The sequence below is a fragment of the Acinetobacter portensis genome, assembly GCF_009372215.1.
In the GTDB taxonomy this organism is placed as follows: domain Bacteria; phylum Pseudomonadota; class Gammaproteobacteria; order Pseudomonadales; family Moraxellaceae; genus Acinetobacter; species Acinetobacter portensis.
The window spans coordinates 1-21,990 of the sequence record NZ_LWRV01000065.1 but is presented as its reverse complement, the minus strand read 5'-3'; the positions used below and the strand labels follow the sequence as shown (position 1 = coordinate 21,990).

Here is a 21,990-nt window from a genome sequence, read left to right as displayed (position 1 = left end):
CCAGGCTGTGCTATGCTCCGAATTGGGGTGAATGAAGGGGCTCGAACCCTCGACAACCGGAATCACAATCCGGGGCTCTACCAACTGAGCTACAATCACCATTACAACAAGCTTTTCAGATTCTATGATCAAACGTACCAAATGGCGCGCCTGACAGGATTCGAACCTGTGACCATCCGCTTAGAAGGCGGATGCTCTATCCAACTGAGCTACAGGCGCATTACCGCTGATATAAAATATCAAGCTTTTCTTTGCCTTGAGGAATTGGTCGGAGCAGTAGGATTCGAACCTACGACCCCCTGGTCCCAAACCAGGTGCACTACCAGGCTGTGCTATGCTCCGATTCATCTCAGCTTGTATCAAACATCTCGTTCGGTACGGTGTGCATTCTAGGCGTGACGCCTAAAGACGTCAACACCTATATTTAAAAAAAATCAAAAAAATGCTTCAACCGTTTATTTATCAAGCATTTTACATATTTTTTAATCAATTTCTTTATTTTAATGCAGCACTAAAGCTCAACATTCGGTCTAAAGGTAGCTTTGCACGTGTTGCTAAAACAGAATCAACAAAGATTTCTTGATCCTTTTTTTGCAAGACTTCTAAAATTCCATCCAATTCATTCATTGCCATCCACGGACAATGCGCACAAGAACGACACGTTGCCCCTTCTCCTGCTGTTGGTGCTTCAATTAAAATCTTATTGGGTACAGCTTGTTGCATTTTGTAAAAAATACCACGGTCTGTTGCAACAATCAGTCTTTCATGTGGCAATGTTTTAGCCGCTTTAATAAGTTGAGATGTGCTACCTACTGCATCTGCAATGTCAATTACAGATTCTGGCGACTCAGGATGAACCAAGACAGCTGCATCTGGATATAAAGCTTTCATGTTTTCAATACCACGTGCACGGAATTCTTCATGCACAATGCATGAACCGTCCCAAAGCAGCATATCTGCGCCTGTTTTCTTTTGAATATAACGCCCTAAATGCTGATCTGGTGCCCAAATTATTTTTTCACCCAAACCATCTAGGTGTTCAATAATTTCTACAGCACAACTTGACGTGACCACCCAATCTGCTCGTGCTTTTACAGCAGCAGAAGTATTGGCATAGACCACAACCGTATAGTCAGGATGTTCATCACAGAATTTAGTAAATTCATCCACAGGACAACCCAAATCTAAAGAGCAGGTCGCTTCTAGTGTTGGCATGAGCACTGTTTTTTCAGGAGATAAAATTTTAGATGTTTCGCCCATAAATTTAACACCTGCAACAACAAGCGTTTTTGCAGGATGATCTCTACCAAAACGTGCCATTTCCAATGAATCTGAAACACATCCACCTGTAAGTTCTGCTAATTCTTGTACTTCAGGATCACAATAATAATGCGCAACCAATACCGCATTTTGCTTTTCTAATTCTGCTTTAATTTGAGCAAATTTTTCTTGTTTAACTTCTTCGGTTAAATGAGAGTCTTTAGATTCACCTAAGCGATCTAAATGCGCCTGTACAATTGATTTAGCTTCATTAGCAATTAAGTTGTTGGTCGCATTATTCATAACAACGTCTTCTCTATCCATATTGCTTACGTTATGTAAGTGATCCTAATATCTGATCAATTTTTAAGTTTTTTGACCAGCAAGTAAAAAGTAGCAGTTATAAAAAAGCCTCACAACGGAGGCTTTGTTTAAATTTAGCTTTAAGAACGATAATCTGCATTAATCTTGACATAATCATATGATAAATCACAGGTATATACCGTATCTTTGGCTTGCCCTCGACCTAAATCAACTCGAATCGTCATTTCAGTTTGAGACATGACACGTGCACCTTCTGCTTCCGTATAGTCTTCAGCTGCACCGCCATCTTTACAGATTTGTACATCATCCAACCAAACTTGAATTTTTTCAACATCTAAATTTGGCACGCCTGCATAACCAATGGCAGCCAAAATACGCCCCCAGTTTGGATCTGATGCAAAAATTGCCGTTTTTACCAATGGTGAATGTGCAATGCTATAAGCAATATCACAGCATTCTTGCGTATTTCCACCGCCTTCAACCGCAACAGTAATGAATTTCGTTGCGCCTTCACCATCACGAACAATAAGTTGAGCCAAACGTTTCATAACACGTGTAAGCACTTCGAGAACAGTTGCATAACGTACATCATGAGTCGATGCAATTTCAGCACCGCCTGCCTGCCCTGTTGCCACAAAAATACATGAATCATTTGTAGATGTATCACCATCTACCGTAATACGGTTAAATGATACATTTACAGTTTCATTTAACAGTTGTTGAACAAGTTCACGACTGATAGGTGCATCTGTAGCAACATAGCTCAACATGGTCGCCATATTTGGACGAATCATGCCTGCACCTTTTGAGATACCCGTCATGGTGTATATCACACCATCTATTTCAAATTGCTCAGATGCACCTTTTGGTGTTGTATCTGTGGTCATAATGCCTGTTGCAGCATCTAACCAAGCATTTTCATTTAAGCTTTCTAATGCAGGTTGTAAACCATTAACCAAACGCTCAATTGGAAGCTGCTCACCAATCACACCCGTAGAGAATGGTAAAACTTCGGATGTAGATACACCCGCAAGTTCTGCTAGCTTCGCACACGTTGCTTCTGCATTTGCCATGCCTGTTTTACCAGTACCCGCATTGGCATTTCCTGTATTAATTACAAGATAACGTGGATTGGTAATTTTTAGATGCGCTTTAGAGAGATGTACAGGTGCTGCACAAAATGCATTTTGCGTAAATACACCTGCAACATTTGAACCTTCTGCAAATTCAAAAATAACAAGGTCACGTCGGTTTTGGTAACGTACATACGCTTCAGCCGAACCAATTTTTACACCTTTCACCGCATGCATTTGCGGCATAGATACGTCACCTACAGCCATTTTAAAACTTCCAAATTAGTTTTATATAGAAAACCACAGCTTATTAGAAATTCATCGAAAAATCGAGCAAAAGCAAACCAAGAGTGAGTTTTTATTATGATTTATAAATTTTAATCGCGTATATCAAAAAAACCAGCCTTGAGGCTGGTTTTAAATATCAAATATTTTAAATTATTGTGCAGCTAATAATGCCTTTTTCGCATTTTTTTGACTTTCATCAGATAAAGCAGGATTAGATGCCACAATACGATCTGCTGTTGCTGATGTAGCAGGTGCAATCGCTTCTGTTTGAATTAACACAGGACGTTGATTTGGATTATCAATTTTATACTGAATACCTGTACGCGGGCTTGCAACCGTTACTTTACCATCGATAACAGGTACTTGATTTACCGATTTTTCAGTATTTGCAAATGCAAAAGAAGGAACTGCCAATGCAGCAATCATGAGTGTTTTTAATACTTTTTTCATTATGGTTTCCATATATTAAATTTCAATGTGCCATTAAATATCACTTAATGCGCTGAACTTCAATTATTAATCGAAATGACTGAGCCCTTTCTGCTCTATTCATAACAAAAAAGCAGAACCGAGTGTTCTGCTTTTTTGTTAAATAAAATTTAATTCAAATTAAATTTTACCGTGACACTGCTTATATTTATTTCCTGAACCACAAGGACATGGCGCATTTCTGCTGACAGGTGGAGTTATCTCATCTTCAGTTATTTGTTGAGATTCTTCTTCAGATGATTCTTCGATAAAACCATCAACATCGGCATGTGAAAGATTCAATTTCATTGCTTCTGCTTGAGCCTGCTGTTGTGCTTCCAAAGCCGCTAATTCTTCAGCCGTTGGCACATGAATACGAGATAAGTCCATTACAACATCTGACTTAATCACACCCAACATATTTACAAATAAGTTAAATGCTTCTTTTTTGTATTCTTGCTCAGGATTTTTTTGTGCATAACCACGTAAATGAATCCCTTGGCGTAAGTAATCCATTGCAGCAAGGTGATCTTTCCAATGGCGATCTAATGCACCCAACATGAAATGACGTTCAAGCATTGCTGCAGATTCATCACCCATTTGTTCACGACGACCACGGTAACGCTGCAGAATTTCATCGTAGATACGTTCAACAAGAGCTTCTTCATCTAAGCGACGATCTTCCTCTAACCAACGAGAAACTTGTAGCTCAACACCAAGGTCATCACGTAATGCAGCTTCAAGACCTTCAATATCCCACTGATCATGAATAGACTCAGGCGGAATATAATCTGCAATTAAACCTTTAACGACTTCTTGATGCATTTCTTCAACGTATTCTTGAAGTGTACTTTCAGCTAGAATTTCATCACGTTGTGAGTAGATGATTTTACGCTGTTCGTTGTTTACATCATCGTATTTCAATAAGTTTTTACGAATATCAAAGTTACGCGCTTCTACTTTGCGTTGCGCATTTTCGATAGAACGAGACACCATTTTGTGTTCAATCGCTTCATCTTCCGTTAAACCCATCGCACGCATCATACCCACAATACGATCACCAGCGAAAATACGCATTAAGTCATCTTCAAGTGATAGGTAAAAACGTGAAACGCCTGGGTCACCTTGACGACCTGCACGACCACGAAGCTGATTATCAATACGACGTGATTCATGACGCTCTGAACCAATAATGTGTAAACCACCAGATGCAAGAACAGCATCATGGTTTTTTTCCCATTCAGCTTTTAAACGAGCTTCATCTTCACTAGTAGGTTCTTCAATTTTTGCAAGAAGTGCTTTCCAGTTACCACCAAGTAAAATATCTGTACCACGACCTGCCATGTTTGTTGCAATTGTCACAGCACGTGGAGCACCTGCTTGCGCAATAATATCTGCTTCACGTTCGTGTTGTTTTGCGTTTAACACTTCATGCGCAATACCAGCATCACGAAGTTTATCCGATAGAATTTCAGATGCTTCAATGGTTGCTGTACCAATAAGAATAGGTGCAACACCTGACTCATGAACACGCTGAATTTCTTTAATAATTGCTGAATATTTACCATTACGATTTAGGTAAATTAAATCGTTTTCATCTTTACGAACCATTGGACGGTGCGTTGGAATAAGAACAACATCTAAACCATAAATTTCTTTCATTTCTGCAGCTTCAGTATCTGCAGTACCTGTCATGCCTGACAGTTTTTTGTATAGACGGAAATAGTTTTGGAATGTTGTTGTTGCCAAGGTTTGGTTTTCGGGCTGAATTTCTAAGCCTTCTTTTGCTTCTACAGCTTGATGCAAACCTTCAGACCAACGACGACCAGGCATTGTACGACCTGTATTTTCATCAACAATAATCACTTCACCATCATTAATGATGTATTGAACATTACGTTGATATAAATAATGCGCACGAATTGCAGCAGTCACATGGTGAACAAGGTTCAAATTAGATGAAGAATATAAGCTTTCACCTTCTGCTAATAAACCCATCTCAATAAGTTCATTTTCAACTGTTTCAAAACCAATTTCAGTCATTTCAACTGAACGTTGTTTTTCATCAATCCAGAAGTGACCACCATCTGCCACTTTTTCTTCTTTCTGTGGCTTCAACTTTGGTGGAATTGAGTTGATCGCAGCATAAAGCTGAGATGAATCATCACTTTGACCTGAAATAATCAGTGGTGTACGCGCTTCATCAATTAAGATTGAGTCAACCTCATCAATAATTGCATAAATTAAACCGCGCTGTTTTTTCTCACCAAGAGAGAACACCATGTTGTCACGAAGATAGTCAAAACCAAATTCGTTATTTGTACCGTAAGTAATGTCGGCTTTGTAGGCTTCCGTTTTTTCCATCGGGTCTTGCATTGAGTAAATTACACCAATGCTTAAACCTAAAAATTCAAATAATGGACGGTTTAACTCGGCATCACGTTGCGCCAAATAGTCATTCACAGTAATCACGTGAACGCCTTGACCACTAATTGCATTTAAATAGCAAGCTAGTGTACCCATCAGTGTTTTACCTTCACCGGTACGCATTTCTGCAATTTTACCTTCGTGAAGTGTAATACCACCTACCAACTGAACGTCATAATGGCGCATTCCCATAATACGTTTTGCTGCTTCACGGCAAACTGCAAACGCTTCTGGTAATAACTTATCTAGACTTTCGCCAGTGTTATAACGTTTTTTAAATTCTTCGGTTTTTGCAGATAAGTCCGCATCACTTAAAGCTGATATCGTCGGCTCGAGCGCATTAACTTTTTCAACAATTTTGCGCATGCGTTTAAGTTCGCGCTCATTTTTAGTACCGAAGATTCCTCCGATCAGACTTGCCAACATGAATAGACTCTCTAAATCTTGCTTATCAAAATAAGTTTTTCTTAGTCGTTATTATGGTGTTAGAAATTTGAAGTACAAGGGTTTTGCACAAAACCAATATAAAAATAATCTTCGCGTTGCTAAACACTGAAACCTAAGGGGAAACAATGTATCAAATTTTAATCTTTCTATATATAGATAAGTCCTGATTTTATCGCTTGTTTTTTAAAGCAGTTAATTCAAACATATCTAATAAAGAGATAAACAACACATAAAAACATATTTTATTTAGCTAAAGAAATCATCCATATTATTTTCAACAAATAACATTTCCAATATTCTGAGGCAAAAATGAGTTTACGTTTAGGCGATATCGCACCTGATTTCACACAAGATTCTAGCTTGGGACAAATTAACTTTTATGAATTTTTAGGCAATAGCTGGGGAATTCTATTTTCACATCCTGCCGATTACACGCCAGTATGTACAACGGAGCTTGGTTTTACTGCAAAACTAAAAGATGAGTTTTCAAAGCGTGGCGTAAAAGCAATTGCTCTTTCTGTCGATTCCGTTGAATCACATCATGGTTGGATTCAAGACATTAATGAAACTCAAAATGCGACCGTAAACTTTCCAATTATTGCCGATCAAGATCGTAAAGTATCTACGCTGTATGATTTCATTCATCCTAATGCAAGTGAAACCCTTACTGTTCGCTCGCTTGTCATTATCGATCCAAATAAAAAAGTACGTTTGATTATTACCTACCCTGCATCTACAGGTCGTAACTTTAATGAAATTTTACGTGTAGTCGATTCCTTACAACTGACCGACAACCATAAAGTTGCAACGCCTGCCAATTGGCAACATGGCGATGATGTTGTAATTGTTCCTTCATTAAAAGATGAGGCTGAAATTCAGCAACGTTTCCCTAAAGGTTATACAGCAGTAAAACCATATTTACGCTTAACAGCTCAACCGGAATGATCTTTCATACTTTCTTTTAGAAGCTTCCTTTGACGAGCCAAGTTTCTAATATTTATTAAACCTGCCTGATGGCGGGTTTTTTTATTTTCCTTAAATTAAGTTTCTTTTATTTTTAAAATTAATTAATATAAACAAATCTCATAATTTATAAAAAATATGAAAAAAATCACATTCACCTTTTTAATTTTTTCATCTTTGATATTTACTGGCTGTGTTGAATCACCAACACTACCAATTGAATCTCGTCCAAGTCATTGGGGCAAATCTATTAATTCTAATCATAATTTTTATGAGATGAGTTCCTTCGTCTATCGTAGTGAGCAACCCGTATCATCACTTATACCAGACTTAAAAAAACATAAAATCGATGTAGTAATTAACTTAAGAAGTAGAGATAAAGATTCTGAAATACTCAAAAATCAAAAGTTAAAATTAATACATATACCCGTAAATACATGGGCAATGAATCGCGATGATTTATTGGAAGTTATGAAAACAATTCAAAGTGCTCAAGCAAGTAATCAAAAAGTTTTAATTCATTGTTATCACGGTTCGGATAGAACGGGAGCCTCTATCGCCATGTATCGAATTATTTTTGAAAACTGGACAACAGAAGACGCGTTAAATGAAATGAAATATGGTGGATATGGGTTTCACCCTATTTGGATTAATATTGAAAAAATCTTTAGCCCTGAAAATATAAGATGGATTCGACAACAAGTATCGAATCCATCTTAAAAAACAGCTAAATTGAATTAATTTCTCTTATCTAAAGGAACCCAATCGATTACCCAAGCAGATTTCATTCCTAGGCTAGCATCGGCTGCAATTTTCTTACGTGCTGCATCTGCGGTTTCACGATCTTTAGATGGGCCAACCATGATACGAATCCCTTTTGAAGTTGGACTCTTGGTGACTTTAAAACCTTTCGATCTTAATTTTGCAGCAACAGCATCTGCATTTGCCTCATTTACGGCTAAAGCAACTTGAACCATCCATTGCTTATCACCATTTTCTAGCAAATTACGTGCTTTATCTGCCTCTGCTTTTTTCTTTGCTTCAGCTTTGCGTTTTTCTTCAGACTTTAACTTCTCATCTGCTTTTCGCTTTTCCTCAGACTTTAATTTCTCATCCGCTTTACGCTTTTCCTCAGCTTTCAATTTTTCATTGGCTTTCTGTTTCGCTTCAGCTTCAGTTTTTTTCTTATCTTCTGCTTGACGATCTAATTCAGCTTGGCGTTTTTTCTCAGCATCTTTTTTAACATCATCAGCCTTTAATTGCGTTACTTTCTGCTGATCTAACTTTTTTTGAGCCGCCAACTTTTCCTCAGCAATACGCTTTTGTTTAATTTTTTCATCTTCAACAAGCTCTGGCGGAATATTGTCAGAGCTTTGATTCGCACCTGTTCTGCGCGTATTCATAGCAGCATATTCTTCTGCGGCTTTACGCGCAGCTTCTGCTTCGGCTTGTTGCTGAGTTGCTAAAAATTCAGCTGCTCTTGCTTCTTGCTCTGCAACTGCTTTTTCACGTGAACGTTTCTGTTCTTCAAGCAAGCGTTTTTCTGTTTCAACATCCACAGTTAAAGGTTGAAGTTGAATCATTTCAGCTTCATTTGACTTATTTGATTGTTGAACTTGCTCAACAAGTTGGGGCTCGGCTTGGTTTTGATGTATTTCTTCTTTGCCCTTCAAAAGCAAGGCTGCCAACAAAATACCACCACCTAATAAAACAACGCCACCCATCCAACGCTGCTTGTTGTTCATTGACATTCTTCCAAATACTCCCATACGGCTTCCAAGGTGTGGAATGAACCACACACAAGGATCAGCTGATTATTTTTCGATTCATCAAGTGCTGATTTAAACGCCAACTTTACACTTTCAAAGTGCTGTAAATTTTGATCTTTTAATGCTTCATCAAGTTGATGAATTGTTGCTGCACGAGGCACTGTTAATGGCGCAATTTTCCACATTAATACAGTATCTTTCAACAGCTGCGCAACTGAATTTATGTCTTTATCTGTCAACATTGAAAAAACACTGATCACCTCAGTGAACTGTTTATTGTAATTCAAATAATTTTTCAATTGTTTTAACAAGAACTCAACACCATGTGGGTTATGTCCTGCATCAAAAATAACGGTTTTGCCTTCAACTTGTCGAATTTCAAATCGACCTTGTAATTTTGCTTGTTGAATACCTTGTACTATTGCTTCTTGCTTAATGTCTAAACCACTCACAAGAATAGCAGCAACAGCAGTAGAAATATTTTCGAGAGCTAAAGCACCCAATGGTAATTTTAATGTGCAACCTGTAGAGGCAAACATCCATGCCTGACCATCTTCAGTAAAACGATAAAAGTAATCACGATTTACCGCAGATAAAGATGCATTACACTCATTTGCTTTATTTAAAATAGCTTGAGGAATGTCTTGTGATCCACCAAAAATTACGGGAATATTCGGACGAATAATTCCTGCTTTTTCAAATGCAATTTTCTCAATAGTATCGCCTAGCCAATCGGTATGATCTAAACCAATATTGGTAATAACGGCAACATTAGGATCGACAACATTAACAACATCTAGTCGTCCGCCTAACCCCACTTCAAGCACCCAAGCATCACATTTTTTATCTTTAAAAATAACAAATGCGGCCAGTGTTGTTGCTTCAAAAAATGATAAAGATAAGTCACATTCACGACGTGCATCATCGACCTGAACAAAGGCATCGACCAAAGCTTGATCATCAACCTCTATACCCGATAATTTCACACGTTCATTAAAACGATAAATATGCGGTGATTGATAAAGACCTACGTTATAGCCTTGCGCTTGTAATATTGCCGCTAAAGTTGTGCTTGTAGAGCCTTTACCATTTGTTCCTGCAACAGTAAAAACTTTCGAATTTGGACGAGTTACACCTAGCTTTTCAGCAACAGGAATAACGCGTTCCAAACCTAAATCAATACCCGTAACGTGAACATGGCTCCAATAATCGAGCCATGTGTTTAAAGAGTCTGTTGCAAGTGGTGCTTTGTTCAAGGCAAATTCATCAATTTCGTCACAATGCGATATACAGTATCACGTAATGCGTGACGGTGTACGATTTGATCGATTACACCATGATCAAGTAAATACTCAGCACGTTGGAACGGTTCTTCCAATTTTTCACGAACTGTTTGTTCAATAACACGTTTACCTGCAAAACCAATCATCGCTTTAGGTTCAGCAATATGTACATCGCCTAACATTGCAAGTGATGCTGTTACGCCACCATAAACAGGATGTGTTAATACAACAATATACGGTAAACCTGCTTCTTTCATACGTTGAATTGCAGCAGATGTACGTGCCATTTGCATCAGAGATAACATCCCTTCTTGCATACGTGCACCACCTGAGGCAGCAAAGCAAATTAAAGGTTGTTTCGATTGAATTGCACGCTCTGCAGCTTGAACAAAACGATCTCCAACAACCGTACCCATTGAACCGCCCATAAAGTCAAACTCAAAAGCACACGCAATCATCGGTACACTTTTCAATAAGCCTTGCATTACAACAAGTGCTTCAGTTTCACCTGTTTTTGTTTGAGCTTCCGACATACGATCTGGATATGGCTTGCTGTCTACAAATTTAAGTGGGTCTTTGGCTTTAAATTCTTGACCAAGTTCATTATCAACTTGATCGAAGAACCAATTTAAACGATCACGCGCTTTCATGCGTAAATGTTCATCACATTGCGGACAAACAAAAGCATTGAAAGACATCGCTGTACGCGTCACTAAAGCATGACACTCCGAACATTCGATAGTCGGTTCAGTAAATGTAGATTTATATACTTGCTGTTCATCTGGAACATGAATACTTGGAACAGCACGATCTGTCCACGGCGTAGTAGGGCTAAGAATCTTCCCTGTTTTCACTTCTTGACTCATACTAACTCATCGAGCGCAGCTCGAAGCTCCTTAACTTTATTAACCGTTTCTATAGCGGCTTGTTCTGGTGTTAAGTTCGCAAATTGTTTTACAAAAGCACTTCCTACAATTACAGCATCTGCTACACCGCCCATTGCTTTTGCAGAGGCAGCATCGCTAATACCAAAACCAACACCGACTGGAAGATTTGTTTCAGCTTTAATTTTTTCAATACGCGCAGCAGCTTCAGAAACATCTAAGGTTGCCGCACCTGTAACGCCTTTCAAAGATACATAGTAGATAAAACCGCTTGCCTGTTTCACAACGTGTTTAATACGTTGATCTGTAGATGTTGGTGCAAGTAAGAAAATTTGATCCATATCAAACTTTTTCAAAACTACATCTAAGTCATGCGCTTCTTCTGGTGGTAAATCTACAAGTAGAACACCATCGACACCACATTCATTAGCATAAGATACAAATTTTTCATAACCAATCACTTCAACAGGGTTCAAATATCCCATTAAAACAACAGGTGTTTCTGTATCTTTTTGACGAAACTCTTTCACCATATTCAAAGCATCTAAAGTATTTGTTCCACCTGCCAATGCACGTTCTGCTGCAAGGGCAATAACTGGACCATCTGCCATAGGGTCTGAAAAAGGAAGTCCAAGTTCAATCACATCTACCCCTGCTTCAACCATATTATGCAGTAACGGAACCGTTACTTGTGGTTGAGGGTCACCTGCCATGACATACGAAACTAAAGCTTTACGCTGTTGAGATTTAAGCTGTGCAAATCGAGTGGCTAAACGTGACATAGGGTTGTACTTTCCTTGAATTATTTAAAACTGAGGAGTTGCTTTTGTAGAAATACAAGACAATGCATTGTAACGCTATTTTTTAGTCATTGAATAGCACTCAATACTTTGCTTTTTATATTCTGTTTGCAAATCTTCTTCATCAGAACAATCCGAAAGGTACATTTACCGATATTTCGTTTTTTTACACAATGATCAAAGATGCCTATTTTTAGCTTTTCTGAATTTTCCGATATTTTAGATAAACTTAGATTTATTCAATAAAAATCATATAAATAAATTACTTAGCATTTACATTTAAAATTTACTGAAATAGCAAAACCTGCATTATACTATTCGCATTCTTATTTTTTTTATCTCCTATGACCTCCGATCATCCTGATAAAGTGCACGCTCGCGCGCTTGCACTGCTCCCCCTTATTGTTTTTTTGTCGCTGTTTTTAGGTAGTGGTATTTACCATTCAATGATTGGTACAGAATTCGCTTTTTATCAAATTAAAGCACCTGTTGCTGCTATTCCTGCCATTATTGTTGCGGTTCTACTATATAGAGACAAACTCAACGTAGGTATTGATGAATTCTTAAAGGGTGCGAGTCATCCTAATTTAATTCTCATGTTTATGGTGTTTATGCTTGCGGGTGCATTTGCCAGTACAAGTAGCGCCATTGGTAGTGTAGATGCCACGGTACAACTGGGCTTATCGATTATTCCTCCTACATTTGTACTACCCATGTTGTTCCTCATTTCAGCTTTTATTGCAACGGCAATGGGCACATCAATGGGAACTATTGCAGCGTGTGCGCCTATTGCATTTGGCTTTTCTCAAGCAACAGATATTGCCCCTGTTTTAGCCATTGGCGCAGTCGTTGGTGGATCAATGTTTGGCGATAACTTGTCTATGATTTCGGATACCACAATTGCTGCAACAAATAGTCAAAAAGTTCAACTTAGAGATAAGTTTAGAGTCAATGTATGGATTGCTGTTCCTGCCGCAATCATCACTATTTTTATTTATATGCTGTTAAGTCATAGCGCACAAAACATTGATTATAAAGATTATGACCTATGGTTAATTCTGCCGTATGTTGCTGTTTTTGTATTGGCATTCACACGTTTACACGTACTTGCTGTTTTAACCATTGGTGTGATTTTATCTGGAATTATTGGTTTAATTGACTCAACAACTTTTGACTTTTTAAAGCTCAATAATGCAATTTACGACGGCTTTGTCAGTATGTTCGAAGTTGCCTTACTTTCAATGTTCTTGGGCGGTTTATCTTCCATTATGCAAAAAGAAGGTGGTTTAGAATGGTTAATTCAACGTATTTATAAAATTACCCGCTTATTTAAAGTAGGTAGACAACGTGCAGGTGAAATTGGCGTTAGTCTTCTTGTTGTTTTCTCCAATTTATTTGTTGCAAACAATACAGTTGCGATTATTTTATCGGGAGATATGGCAAGAGAAGTCGCAAAAGAATATGGCGTAGATCCTAAACGTGCTGCTGCTTTATTGGATATTTTTTCTTGCGTCACTCAAGGTCTTATTCCTTATGGTGCTCAGCTTTTACTGGCTTGCTCAATTGCAAAAATTTCCCCTGTAGAACTTATTGGTAGTATTTATTATTGTTGGGTACTCGCAATTTTTGCTGTACTTTCAATTATTTTCCGCTTTCCAAAATTAAAACAAAGATAAGAGCATTCGTACAGAAAATTAGACTCATACAATAGTATGTTTAGTTTATGTAAACATAAAAGTTAAATCCTACTGTTAAGATTATAATTTAAACATATTCAAGCCGAGCCTCAACTCTCGGCTTTTTTTAGTCCATATTTATAGTCGATGCATATTTATGCCTTTTAAAACAAGATTACATAGTCATGGATATCTCATAATGGTCAATGCCATTATTGCGATGCTTATTTCATGCAGATATTTTGCATTTTTACCTGAATTTCCAAGTGATATTTTAGGTTTAAGCTTTTTAGTCTCTAGCCTTTTTTCTCATATGGCACTTTTAAGTGCTGTTTTAGGTCTATTGCTCATACCTTTCTTATTATTACCGACGATCCCACGTCGTTTTATTATTTCAGGTGTGGCTGCATTTGGCTTAATTGCGTTATTTTTAGATACCGTGGTCTATTCACAATATAGATTTCATGTAAATGCTGTAATGCTTGAATTGGTGATGTCAGGGCAAGTCGTAGATTTTCCTATCGTAACTTGGATTATGACTTTTATTGGCATTGCATTAATTTGGGCATTTCAATACTTTCTCATATCAAAATTAGAAAATGGCATTCCACGCCCCCAATGGAAATTAGGCAAAAAATTTGCTTGGCTGACTTTTATCACCCTTTTAATGTCTAATGGTATTCATATTTGGGCAGCAGCAAACGTTTATCAACCCGTTACGGTAACAAAACGTTATTTACCACTTTTCCAACCTGCAACCTCTACAAAAACAATGAAAAAAATGGGTTGGTTAGATGAAGCCGCGATAGAAAAACAAAAAGCGATGTCATTAGAGCGTAAAAGTGATATTAACTATCCACTAAGTCCAATTCAATCTGATGCTGTTACCAAACCCACAAATATTGTCTTTATTGTTGTAGATTCATGGCGTGCAGATACCTTTAATGCAGATGTCAGCCCAAATATGTGGCAATACGCGCAACAAGGTAAAATTTTTGACAATCATATTTCGACAGGTAACTGTACACGTACAGGTATTTTCGGTCTGTTTTATGCCATTCCAGGAACATATTGGCATGGTATTTTAGTCAATCGTCAAACGCCTGTATTTATGGATCGCTTACAAGCGATGAATTATCAACTGGGTATCTTCGCGGCCGCAAAACTGACAAATCCCGAATTTGATCAAAATATTTTTGCAAAAGTACCTAACTTGCGCATTAGTTCTGAAGGCCGTTCGCCTGATGGCTTAGATGTGGGTTTAACTCAAGACTGGCTAAAATGGTACGACAAACGCGATAAGAACAAACCAACTTTCTCGTTCTTATTCTACGATTCACCACATGGTTATGCTTTCCCGAAAGATTACCCACATCAATACAAGCCAATGCTTGAAGAAGTGAATTATCTAAAACTCAGTAACGATACAGATCGCTCACTCATGATGAACCGCTATAAAACAAGTGTTCATTATGTCGATAGCTTAGTGAAAGAAGTTTTAGATAAAATCAAAGCCTCTGGTGATGCTGATAATACCTTGGTGATTATTACAGGTGACCACGGTCAAGAAGTAAATGACAACATGGAAAACTTCTGGGGACATAATGGGAACTACACCGATCCTCAAGTGAAAGTTCCTTTAGCCATTATTGGCCCTAAAGTGAAAGATTCAACCATGATGCAATGGGATAAAGACACATTCACAAGTCATCAAGATATTGTTCCAACCATTATGAAAAATTATTTAGGTGTTAAAAACAATATTCATGATTATTCAGTAGGTGAAGATTTAATGGCACCTATAGTAAAACGTGATTGGATTTTAGCTTCGAATTACAGTAGTTATGCCGTAATTACGCCTAAATCAATTTTAGAAGTTGGTGCTGTTGGTCAATATGATTTATTGGATAAAAAGAACAAGCCACTTAAAGGTCAACAGCTGAATGGAAAATATCTACAAGCTGCGTTAGAACAAATTAGTCGTTTTAATAAATAAGTGACTTTAAATAAAAAAGGCTTCTTCGGAGGCCTTTTTTATTGCTGAACTTACGAGTAATTTAATATTTTTATTACCATTTCGCATAATGTTGTTCAATTAAGCCATATTCACTATTAAAAATAATCTCCTGACCATTTTGTAAAACTGTGCCGCTAATTTTTGCTTGCCACTGACTAAATTGACTTCCAACCCATCTTAAATTTAGATTTTCAAAACGGCGCCAACCTGTATTCACAGTTAAATTTAAGCTTTTATCTAAAGATTGAATTGTCCATTGGGTATCTGAAATTTGTTGAAATAAAACATCACTTAATGGATGTAAATGTCCATTGATCCATAAGCTGTTTTCATTACCAAAGCTTTCATTCACCCCAGAAGCCAAATTAATGCCTATGCGATTATTTTGATCATCCCAAAAACTACAAGACAACCAAAACCAAGCCGTTTCAGGTCGCAAAAATCCACAAGTATCATCTAGCGCGGCAAATGTTCGCTCATTAAATTGAATCATTTGACCTTGTTTATTACTAAAAAAGCCTTCACAAGTGAGCGTTGTAAGCTTTTGAGTATAAGTCCAACCATTAATTCCATTTGGGCTACACAAACTTAAAGGCGTTGTTCCTGCACAAAATGTTCGAACACTTAATATAATTTCACCATATTTTGTAACAGTGATATATCGAGCGCCATTCACATGCTGCATTTCTATTTGATATGGCTTGTGGCTAAAATAACTCTGATTAAATAAAGGTTGCTCATCGACCTGAGTATGTCTAGCCAATGGATTAATCGCATTCCAATCAATCACTTCGTTGCGAAGATGGTCATAAATATAGAAAAAACCATGCCCAGCCCATGCAATATCGACCACGGCAACACCAATACTATAATGCTCGTGCTGAATAGAACAAAACTTGAATTTTTTATATTTTAGATGCTTACGCCATCCATCCAATGACTTTCCATAGGGCGTTTTATAATCGTATTTACTGACATCTATATTTGATGGTAGTTCTGAAAAGCGACCATAACGAGGCTGTCCATTGGGTTGAATCAAATCCATTTTTGATCATCCATATCAATCACCTTATCCCATATAAGCATTATGCCTTTAAGCATCAATTTTAAAATAGCAAATCCAAACTAAAGATTCAAAAGCTTATACGAGATAATTTGAAGGATTATTCATTCAAAATTTTTAGCTAATCGTGATCCAACATGAGATATGTATTTTCCCAAAGATTCTCTTCAAGCTGTATTTCTGAATTCTGCTCAATCAATTCAATATATCGACCATGAACATGATCTATTGTAATGCAATCGTCGACATCTAGAACACGGTCTGTATGTTGTTTTTGCCAATGCTGTGCAAAATAAGCTTTGCCTCTTTGTTTTGCCACCATCGCATTTTGTGCAACCACTAAAACGTATCGATGTAATTCGCCAAATTCACGTGCATCGTAACCACCTAAATTAATTAAGAATAATTTTTCATTTTCTAGATTTGGTGCAGCATCACTAAGTTGAATTGTATATTTTTTATCTTCAAATTCTATGCCGTTAATTTTAGCCCAAGCATCAATATGTAAGCCTTTTTGTTCGCCAAACCATGCATTTTTGAGTTGAGGATAGGTTTCTTCTAAAGTATCACCAACAGCAAGTACCACATCATGTACTTCTGTATTTGCACGTGCATGACGACCACCGAGCATGATAATAAATAGGCTAGGCATAAAAGCTCCGTTTTAATCCCCCCTAACTCCCATTTTTCAAAAAAGAGAGTTTATAAAAAGAGGACTTTTAAATTTCATTAAAACGATATGATACGCGTTGGCGACATGGATGTCGTCCGTAAGACTGAGGTATAAGGATATACCTCCAGTCTTACAAAATATTTTTGTTACTTTTGATCTTCCAAAAGTAATAGTAGCAGGCACACTGAAATTAAATCATAAGCCACAAATCAAAGTTCCCATACTTTTGTTTCAGCAAAAATAAAATATGCATTATGAAAATCCCCCCTTGCTGACTCAGAATATATTCTGAGAATTCTCATCCTTTCAAAAGGAGGGAAACTTTTATCATATATAAAAAAATCGCATCCAATTACTTGAATGCGATTTCTAATCCCCCTCCTTAGAAAAGGAGAGCTATTTCCCCTCTTTCATAAAGAGGGTTAGGGAGATTTTTTACATCTCAACCATTTCCACGCCATCAATACGTGCAACAGTCATTAAGTCTTTATCACCACGACCTGAAACAGTCGCAATAATAATTTGATCTTTATCCATAGTCGGAGCAAGTTTTGTCACGTACGCCATTGCATGTGAACTTTCCAATGCAGGAATAATCCCTTCAATTTGCGTTAAATCACGGAAACCTTGCAGCGCTTCATTATCATTAATTGGTACATATTCAACGCGGTTCATATCTTTCAAGAAACTATGTTCAGGGCCAACACCAGGATAATCTAAACCTGCTGAAATTGAATGCGTTTCAATGATTTGACCTTGATCATCCGACATCAAGTAAGTACGATTACCGTGTAATACACCCACATGACCTGCATTGAGTGGTGCAGAATGTTTGCCTGTTTCAATGCCATAGCCTGCGGCTTCAACACCGTACATTTTCACATCTTGATCGTTTAAAAATGGATAGAACAAACCCATTGCATTTGAACCACCACCAACACAAGCCACTAAAGCATCGGGTAAACGACCTGCTTGCTCTTGAATTTGACGACGTGCTTCACGACCAATAATCGATTGGAAATCACGAACCAATTGCGGATATGGATGTGGACCTGCAACTGTACCAATCACGTAATATGTAGAATCTACATTGGTGACCCAATCACGCATTGCTTCGTTCATGGCATCTTTTAATGTTTTTGAGCCACTTTCTACAGGAACAACTGTTGCGCCCAATAAACGCATACGATACACGTTCATTGCTTGACGTTTAACATCTTCTGCGCCCATGAACACAACGCATTCAAGACCTAAACGTGCTGCGATGGTTGCCGTTGCAACACCATGCTGACCTGCGCCTGTTTCAGCAATAATACGTTTTTTACCCGAAAGTTTTGCAAGAAGTGCCTGACCAATCGTGTTATTTACTTTGTGTGAACCTGTGTGATTAAGGTCTTCACGTTTTAAGTAAATTTGCGCACCACCTAATTCTTTCGACCATCGCTCAGCATAATATAAAGGACTTGGGCGACCTACATAGTAAGCCAAGTCACGGTCGAATTCTGCCAGAAACTGTTTGTCATCTTTCATGCGAAAATAGAGTTTTTCTAAATCCTCTAATGCCGCCATAAGAGTCTCTGACACAAAACGTCCGCCATGAATACCGAAATGCCCGTTTTGATCGGGGAATTGGGTATAGTCAATTTGACTGTTATGACTTTGATTTTGCTGATCCACGATGGACTCCTTGCATAAATTTTTCAATGAGTTGTTGGTCTTTTATACCCTTTGCGGACTCTACGCCTCCGCTGACATCTACGGCATATGCCCCTGTCGTCTTTATAGCGTCTTCGATATTTTCAGGCTTTAAACCACCTGCCAATATTAATGGAATATCAAGTTGTGGGAACTGAGTCCAATCGAATGAATGTCCTGTTCCACCTTTAAGCTCAGGGTGCCATGCATCTAAAAGCATAGCACTTGCACCCACTTGTTGATATTGCTGAATCGTTGAAATTACATCTAAATCGGGTTTAACTTGAATGGCTTTGTACCATCTTCTACCTGTTAATTTGGCAATATTTTGGCATTGTTCTGGGGTTTCATCGCCATGAAATTGTAAGACATCTAAAGAAACTGTTTTTAATACTTCTAATATTTCATCGCTCGATGCATTCACAAATAAGCCAACGGTTTGTACGTAGGCTGGTACTTGTTTTACAAGTTTTTGAGCTAATTCAATGGTGACATTTCTAGGGCTTGGTGGAAAAAATACAAAGCCAATTGCGTCTGCTCCTGCATCTACAACAGATCGAATATCTTGAGTTCGTGTGATTCCACATATTTTTACACGAGTACGCATGTTTTGTTGCTCTTGCCGTGCCTTGTTTATAGCCCATCTATAAATATTAAAGGCGAATCATTGTAATGCAATTTTTCAATCTTGCGTAAAGTTCATACGCAATATTCTTCACTTCGATTGTTTATTTCACATGCTAACTTTATACTTCGTGCGAATGCAATAAGTCCTAGCCATCGCTATAGGGAAGTTGGTGCGAATCCAACACTGCCCCCGCAACGGTAAAATGAAAAACTTATCTTTATAAATTGAACAATTTACACCACTGCAATTTTTTGTGGGAAGGTGGATAAGTAGATCGAAAGCTCGATCACATTTAAGTCCGGATACCTGCTTATTGTGCCCTTAAACTCAATCATTCACGGGGGGTGAATGTATGGAGCTAAAGCATGTCTATTTATTTTCAGCCTACTGCCCTTGTAGGTGCTATCGCCATTGCGATGGGTCTTTCAACTTCTGTATCTGCAAACACTGAAACTCAAGCGAAAGCATCAACGAAATCTACTTTAAATACCATTGTTGTGACTGCAACACGTTCTGAAGAAAACATTGAAAATGTGCCTGCTCGCATTTCAATTATTGAACCTGCAGTACTTGACCAATCTCCATTAGCATCATTACCACACTTATTAAGTAATGATGCATCTATCAACATGGTGCAATCAGGTGGATATGGTCAACAGTCATCTATTTTCCTCAGAGGCACCAATTCAACACATACGCTTGTTTTACGTGATGGTGTAAAACTCAATAGTGCAACAAGTGGCACCGCATCTTTAGCCTATATTGATACAACCGACCTCAAACAAATTGAAGTGCTGAAAGGCCCTGCATCAGTTTTATATGGTACTAATGCAATTGGTGGGGTTGTACAACTTGTCTCTAAAACACCTGAAAAAACAGGTGCATTTCTTACAGGTGAAATAGGTGAAAATAAAACTTATAAATCTATCGTAGGTGCAGATTTAGTTGAAAATGGATTTTATGCACAAATTCGTGGTCAACGCTTAGAATCAGATGGAACACATGTAACCAATGCTAAGCAACCTGATATTAAAACGGGTGACTTCGAACAAAAAGGTTTCAGTACTAAGTTTGGTTTTGAAAACGAATCCATAGCTCTTTCTTTAGATTATGCACAAAATGAAGGTCAATCTACTTATGTTTCAAGTGTTTTTGCACCATATCCATCTAATGCATTTTTAAATTTAAAAAATAATTCTGTTGATTTTAAAAATGAAAGTATCAATGCTAAGGCAAAGTATAAATTTTCTGATCTAATTGAATTAAATGCACGTTTATCTCAATTTAAAGATGAAAGTAATCAATTAGATTCTAAAGATTTTGTAAATAGTAAAACACAAGAAGCAGATCTATACACAAAAGTCACTTTACCCGCTCACCAAAACATCTTATTCGGCACTACCTACCAAAGCACCAAAGCTGATGCTATTTCAAGCGGATCCCCATATAAAGGCGATGTTGATGCGCAAGGCTATTATATTCAACATCAATACAGTAATCACGGTTTAAACACCCAAGTTGGTATTCGCGTAGAAGACAATGAACAATTTGGTACTCACACAGTGGGGCAAGTAGCTGTTCGCTATCAAATATTGGAAAACACAAGTATTTACACCAATTGGGGAACGGCATTTAGAGCACCTAACTTAAATGAGCTCTATGTTAACTACTACGGCAACCCAAATTTAAAACCTGAGGAAAGTGAATCTTTTGAATTAGGCATTGATCAAAAGCTTCCTTTTGGCCTCAGTACAGGTTTATCTATGTACAACAATAAAGTGAAAAACCTTATTGATTACAATGATAAAAATGGATACATCCTTGATAACGTAAGTAAAGCAAAATTTGAAGGCGTTGAAAGCTATATCAACTGGGAGCAAGATCAACTATTTGCAAAGCTTTCACATAGCTATGTTAAAGCTACAAATGAGGAAACAGGAAAAGAGTTAGCCCGTCGTCCTCGTCAAAGCTTAACATTAACTGCAGGATTGCAAAATTCAATTTATGGTATCAGTACATCGGTATCATCTAAATCAGCACCCAAAGACAATTCAAAAGTTGCTGGTTACACGACGGTTGATTTAAATGCCTATTGGAATGTAAATCCTTCAATCAAACTCTTTACTAACATCGACAATATTGGTGATGTGAAGTTTGAAACAGCCTCATACGGAAATGGTCTTTTCTACATTAACGGTGGTCGCCAAGCATCTGTTGGTGTGACATTCAAATACTAGGGTCTGTTGACATTT

Annotated in this window: 17 protein-coding genes, 3 tRNA genes and 1 riboswitch; of the genes, 5 read left to right on the top strand and 15 right to left on the bottom strand. The window is 37.7% G+C overall.

Annotation, left to right across the window (positions count from 1 at the left end; genetic code table 11):
- Nucleotides 1-23: 23 nt before the first annotated feature.
- The 7 genes from A6M14_RS07205 to secA form a co-directional block, all read right to left on the bottom strand.
- A tRNA-His gene (locus A6M14_RS07205) sits at nucleotides 24-99 on the bottom strand.
- A 43-nt stretch (nucleotides 100-142) separates the two neighbouring features.
- A tRNA-Arg gene (locus tag A6M14_RS07200) sits at nucleotides 143-219 on the bottom strand.
- A gap of 46 nt (nucleotides 220-265) precedes the next feature.
- Nucleotides 266-342 (bottom strand) — tRNA-Pro (locus A6M14_RS07195).
- 153 nt (nucleotides 343-495) lie between these two features.
- Nucleotides 496-1,563, bottom strand: a complete 1,068-nt coding sequence (gene nadA, locus A6M14_RS07190; RefSeq protein WP_152874300.1) for a quinolinate synthase NadA — start codon at nucleotides 1,561-1,563, stop codon at nucleotides 496-498.
- Between the two features lie 140 nt (nucleotides 1,564-1,703).
- Entirely contained in the window at nucleotides 1,704-2,924 is a 1,221-nt protein-coding gene (gene argJ, locus A6M14_RS07185) for a bifunctional glutamate N-acetyltransferase/amino-acid acetyltransferase ArgJ (RefSeq protein ID WP_152874299.1), read from the bottom strand.
- Between the two features lie 171 nt (nucleotides 2,925-3,095).
- Nucleotides 3,096-3,395, bottom strand: a complete 300-nt coding sequence (locus A6M14_RS07180) for a hypothetical protein (protein ID WP_152874298.1) — start codon at nucleotides 3,393-3,395, stop codon at nucleotides 3,096-3,098.
- A gap of 159 nt (nucleotides 3,396-3,554) precedes the next feature.
- Nucleotides 3,555-6,266: a preprotein translocase subunit SecA gene (secA, locus tag A6M14_RS07175; protein WP_152874297.1), complete on the bottom strand. Its 2,712-nt coding sequence runs from the start codon at nucleotides 6,264-6,266 to the stop codon at nucleotides 3,555-3,557.
- A gap of 330 nt (nucleotides 6,267-6,596) precedes the next feature.
- Here secA and A6M14_RS07170 point away from each other — a divergent pair, with 330 nt between their 5' ends.
- Both A6M14_RS07170 and A6M14_RS07165 read left to right on the top strand, forming a co-directional pair.
- Nucleotides 6,597-7,232, top strand: a complete 636-nt coding sequence (locus tag A6M14_RS07170; RefSeq protein WP_152874296.1) for a peroxiredoxin — start codon at nucleotides 6,597-6,599, stop codon at nucleotides 7,230-7,232.
- Nucleotides 7,233-7,388: 156 nt separating this feature from the next.
- Nucleotides 7,389-7,970: a dual specificity protein phosphatase family protein gene (locus A6M14_RS07165; protein WP_152874295.1), complete on the top strand. Its 582-nt coding sequence runs from the start codon at nucleotides 7,389-7,391 to the stop codon at nucleotides 7,968-7,970.
- A 17-nt stretch (nucleotides 7,971-7,987) separates the two neighbouring features.
- Here the strand turns inward: A6M14_RS07165 and A6M14_RS07160 are convergent, their stop codons facing one another.
- Genes A6M14_RS07160 through trpA form a run of 4 tightly spaced genes read right to left on the bottom strand, consistent with a single transcriptional unit; the run spans nucleotide 7,988 to nucleotide 11,968 of the window.
- A complete protein-coding gene (locus tag A6M14_RS07160) occupies nucleotides 7,988-8,995 on the bottom strand; it encodes an SPOR domain-containing protein (protein ID WP_152874294.1) in 1,008 nt (335 codons plus the stop codon).
- Nucleotides 8,992-10,275 carry a bifunctional tetrahydrofolate synthase/dihydrofolate synthase gene (gene folC / locus A6M14_RS07155; RefSeq protein WP_152874293.1) on the bottom strand — a complete coding sequence of 428 codons (1,284 nt, stop codon included), beginning with the start codon at nucleotides 10,273-10,275 and terminating at the stop codon, nucleotides 8,992-8,994. The genes A6M14_RS07160 and folC overlap by 4 nt, the downstream gene beginning before the upstream one ends.
- Nucleotides 10,272-11,168, bottom strand: coding sequence for an acetyl-CoA carboxylase, carboxyltransferase subunit beta (accD, locus tag A6M14_RS07150; RefSeq protein ID WP_152874292.1), 897 nt, complete (start codon nucleotides 11,166-11,168; stop codon nucleotides 10,272-10,274). The genes folC and accD overlap by 4 nt, the downstream gene beginning before the upstream one ends.
- Entirely contained in the window at nucleotides 11,165-11,968 is an 804-nt protein-coding gene (gene trpA / locus A6M14_RS07145) for a tryptophan synthase subunit alpha (protein WP_152874291.1), read from the bottom strand. The genes accD and trpA overlap by 4 nt, the downstream gene beginning before the upstream one ends.
- A 362-nt stretch (nucleotides 11,969-12,330) precedes the next feature.
- Here trpA and A6M14_RS07140 point away from each other — a divergent pair, with 362 nt between their 5' ends.
- Together A6M14_RS07140 and A6M14_RS07135 are read left to right on the top strand one after the other, a co-directional pair.
- Nucleotides 12,331-13,662 (top strand): Na+/H+ antiporter NhaC family protein, encoded by a 1,332-nt coding sequence (locus A6M14_RS07140; RefSeq protein WP_152874290.1) that lies wholly within the window; start codon nucleotides 12,331-12,333, stop codon nucleotides 13,660-13,662.
- Nucleotides 13,663-13,861: 199 nt separating this feature from the next.
- A complete protein-coding gene (locus A6M14_RS07135; protein WP_241678051.1) occupies nucleotides 13,862-15,658 on the top strand; it encodes a DUF3413 domain-containing protein in 1,797 nt (598 codons plus the stop codon).
- Between the two features lie 73 nt (nucleotides 15,659-15,731).
- Here A6M14_RS07135 and A6M14_RS07130 read toward each other — a convergent pair whose 3' ends face one another.
- The 4 genes from A6M14_RS07130 to A6M14_RS07115 all read right to left on the bottom strand — a co-directional run bounded on the left by A6M14_RS07130 (nucleotide 15,732) and on the right by A6M14_RS07115 (nucleotide 19,717).
- Entirely contained in the window at nucleotides 15,732-16,724 is a 993-nt protein-coding gene (locus tag A6M14_RS07130) for a DUF2804 domain-containing protein (protein WP_152874288.1), read from the bottom strand.
- Nucleotides 16,725-16,863: 139 nt separating this feature from the next.
- Entirely contained in the window at nucleotides 16,864-17,394 is a 531-nt protein-coding gene (locus tag A6M14_RS07125; RefSeq protein WP_152874287.1) for a DUF1543 domain-containing protein, read from the bottom strand.
- A 456-nt stretch (nucleotides 17,395-17,850) separates the two neighbouring features.
- On the bottom strand, nucleotides 17,851-19,092 hold the full coding sequence (trpB, locus tag A6M14_RS07120) for a tryptophan synthase subunit beta (protein ID WP_188110875.1): 1,242 nt from the start codon (nucleotides 19,090-19,092) through the stop codon (nucleotides 17,851-17,853).
- Complete coding sequence (locus tag A6M14_RS07115; protein ID WP_152874285.1) at nucleotides 19,067-19,717, bottom strand: phosphoribosylanthranilate isomerase; 651 nt, start codon at nucleotides 19,715-19,717, stop codon at nucleotides 19,067-19,069. Before A6M14_RS07115 ends, trpB begins: the two co-directional genes overlap by 26 nt.
- A 144-nt stretch (nucleotides 19,718-19,861) precedes the next feature.
- A riboswitch (cobalamin riboswitch) is annotated at nucleotides 19,862-20,066 on the top strand.
- Nucleotides 20,067-20,103: 37 nt separating this feature from the next.
- Here A6M14_RS07115 and A6M14_RS07110 point away from each other — a divergent pair.
- Nucleotides 20,104-21,975: a TonB-dependent receptor plug domain-containing protein gene (locus tag A6M14_RS07110; RefSeq protein ID WP_152874284.1), complete on the top strand. Its 1,872-nt coding sequence runs from the start codon at nucleotides 20,104-20,106 to the stop codon at nucleotides 21,973-21,975.
- The last annotated feature ends 15 nt before the right edge of the window (nucleotides 21,976-21,990 follow it).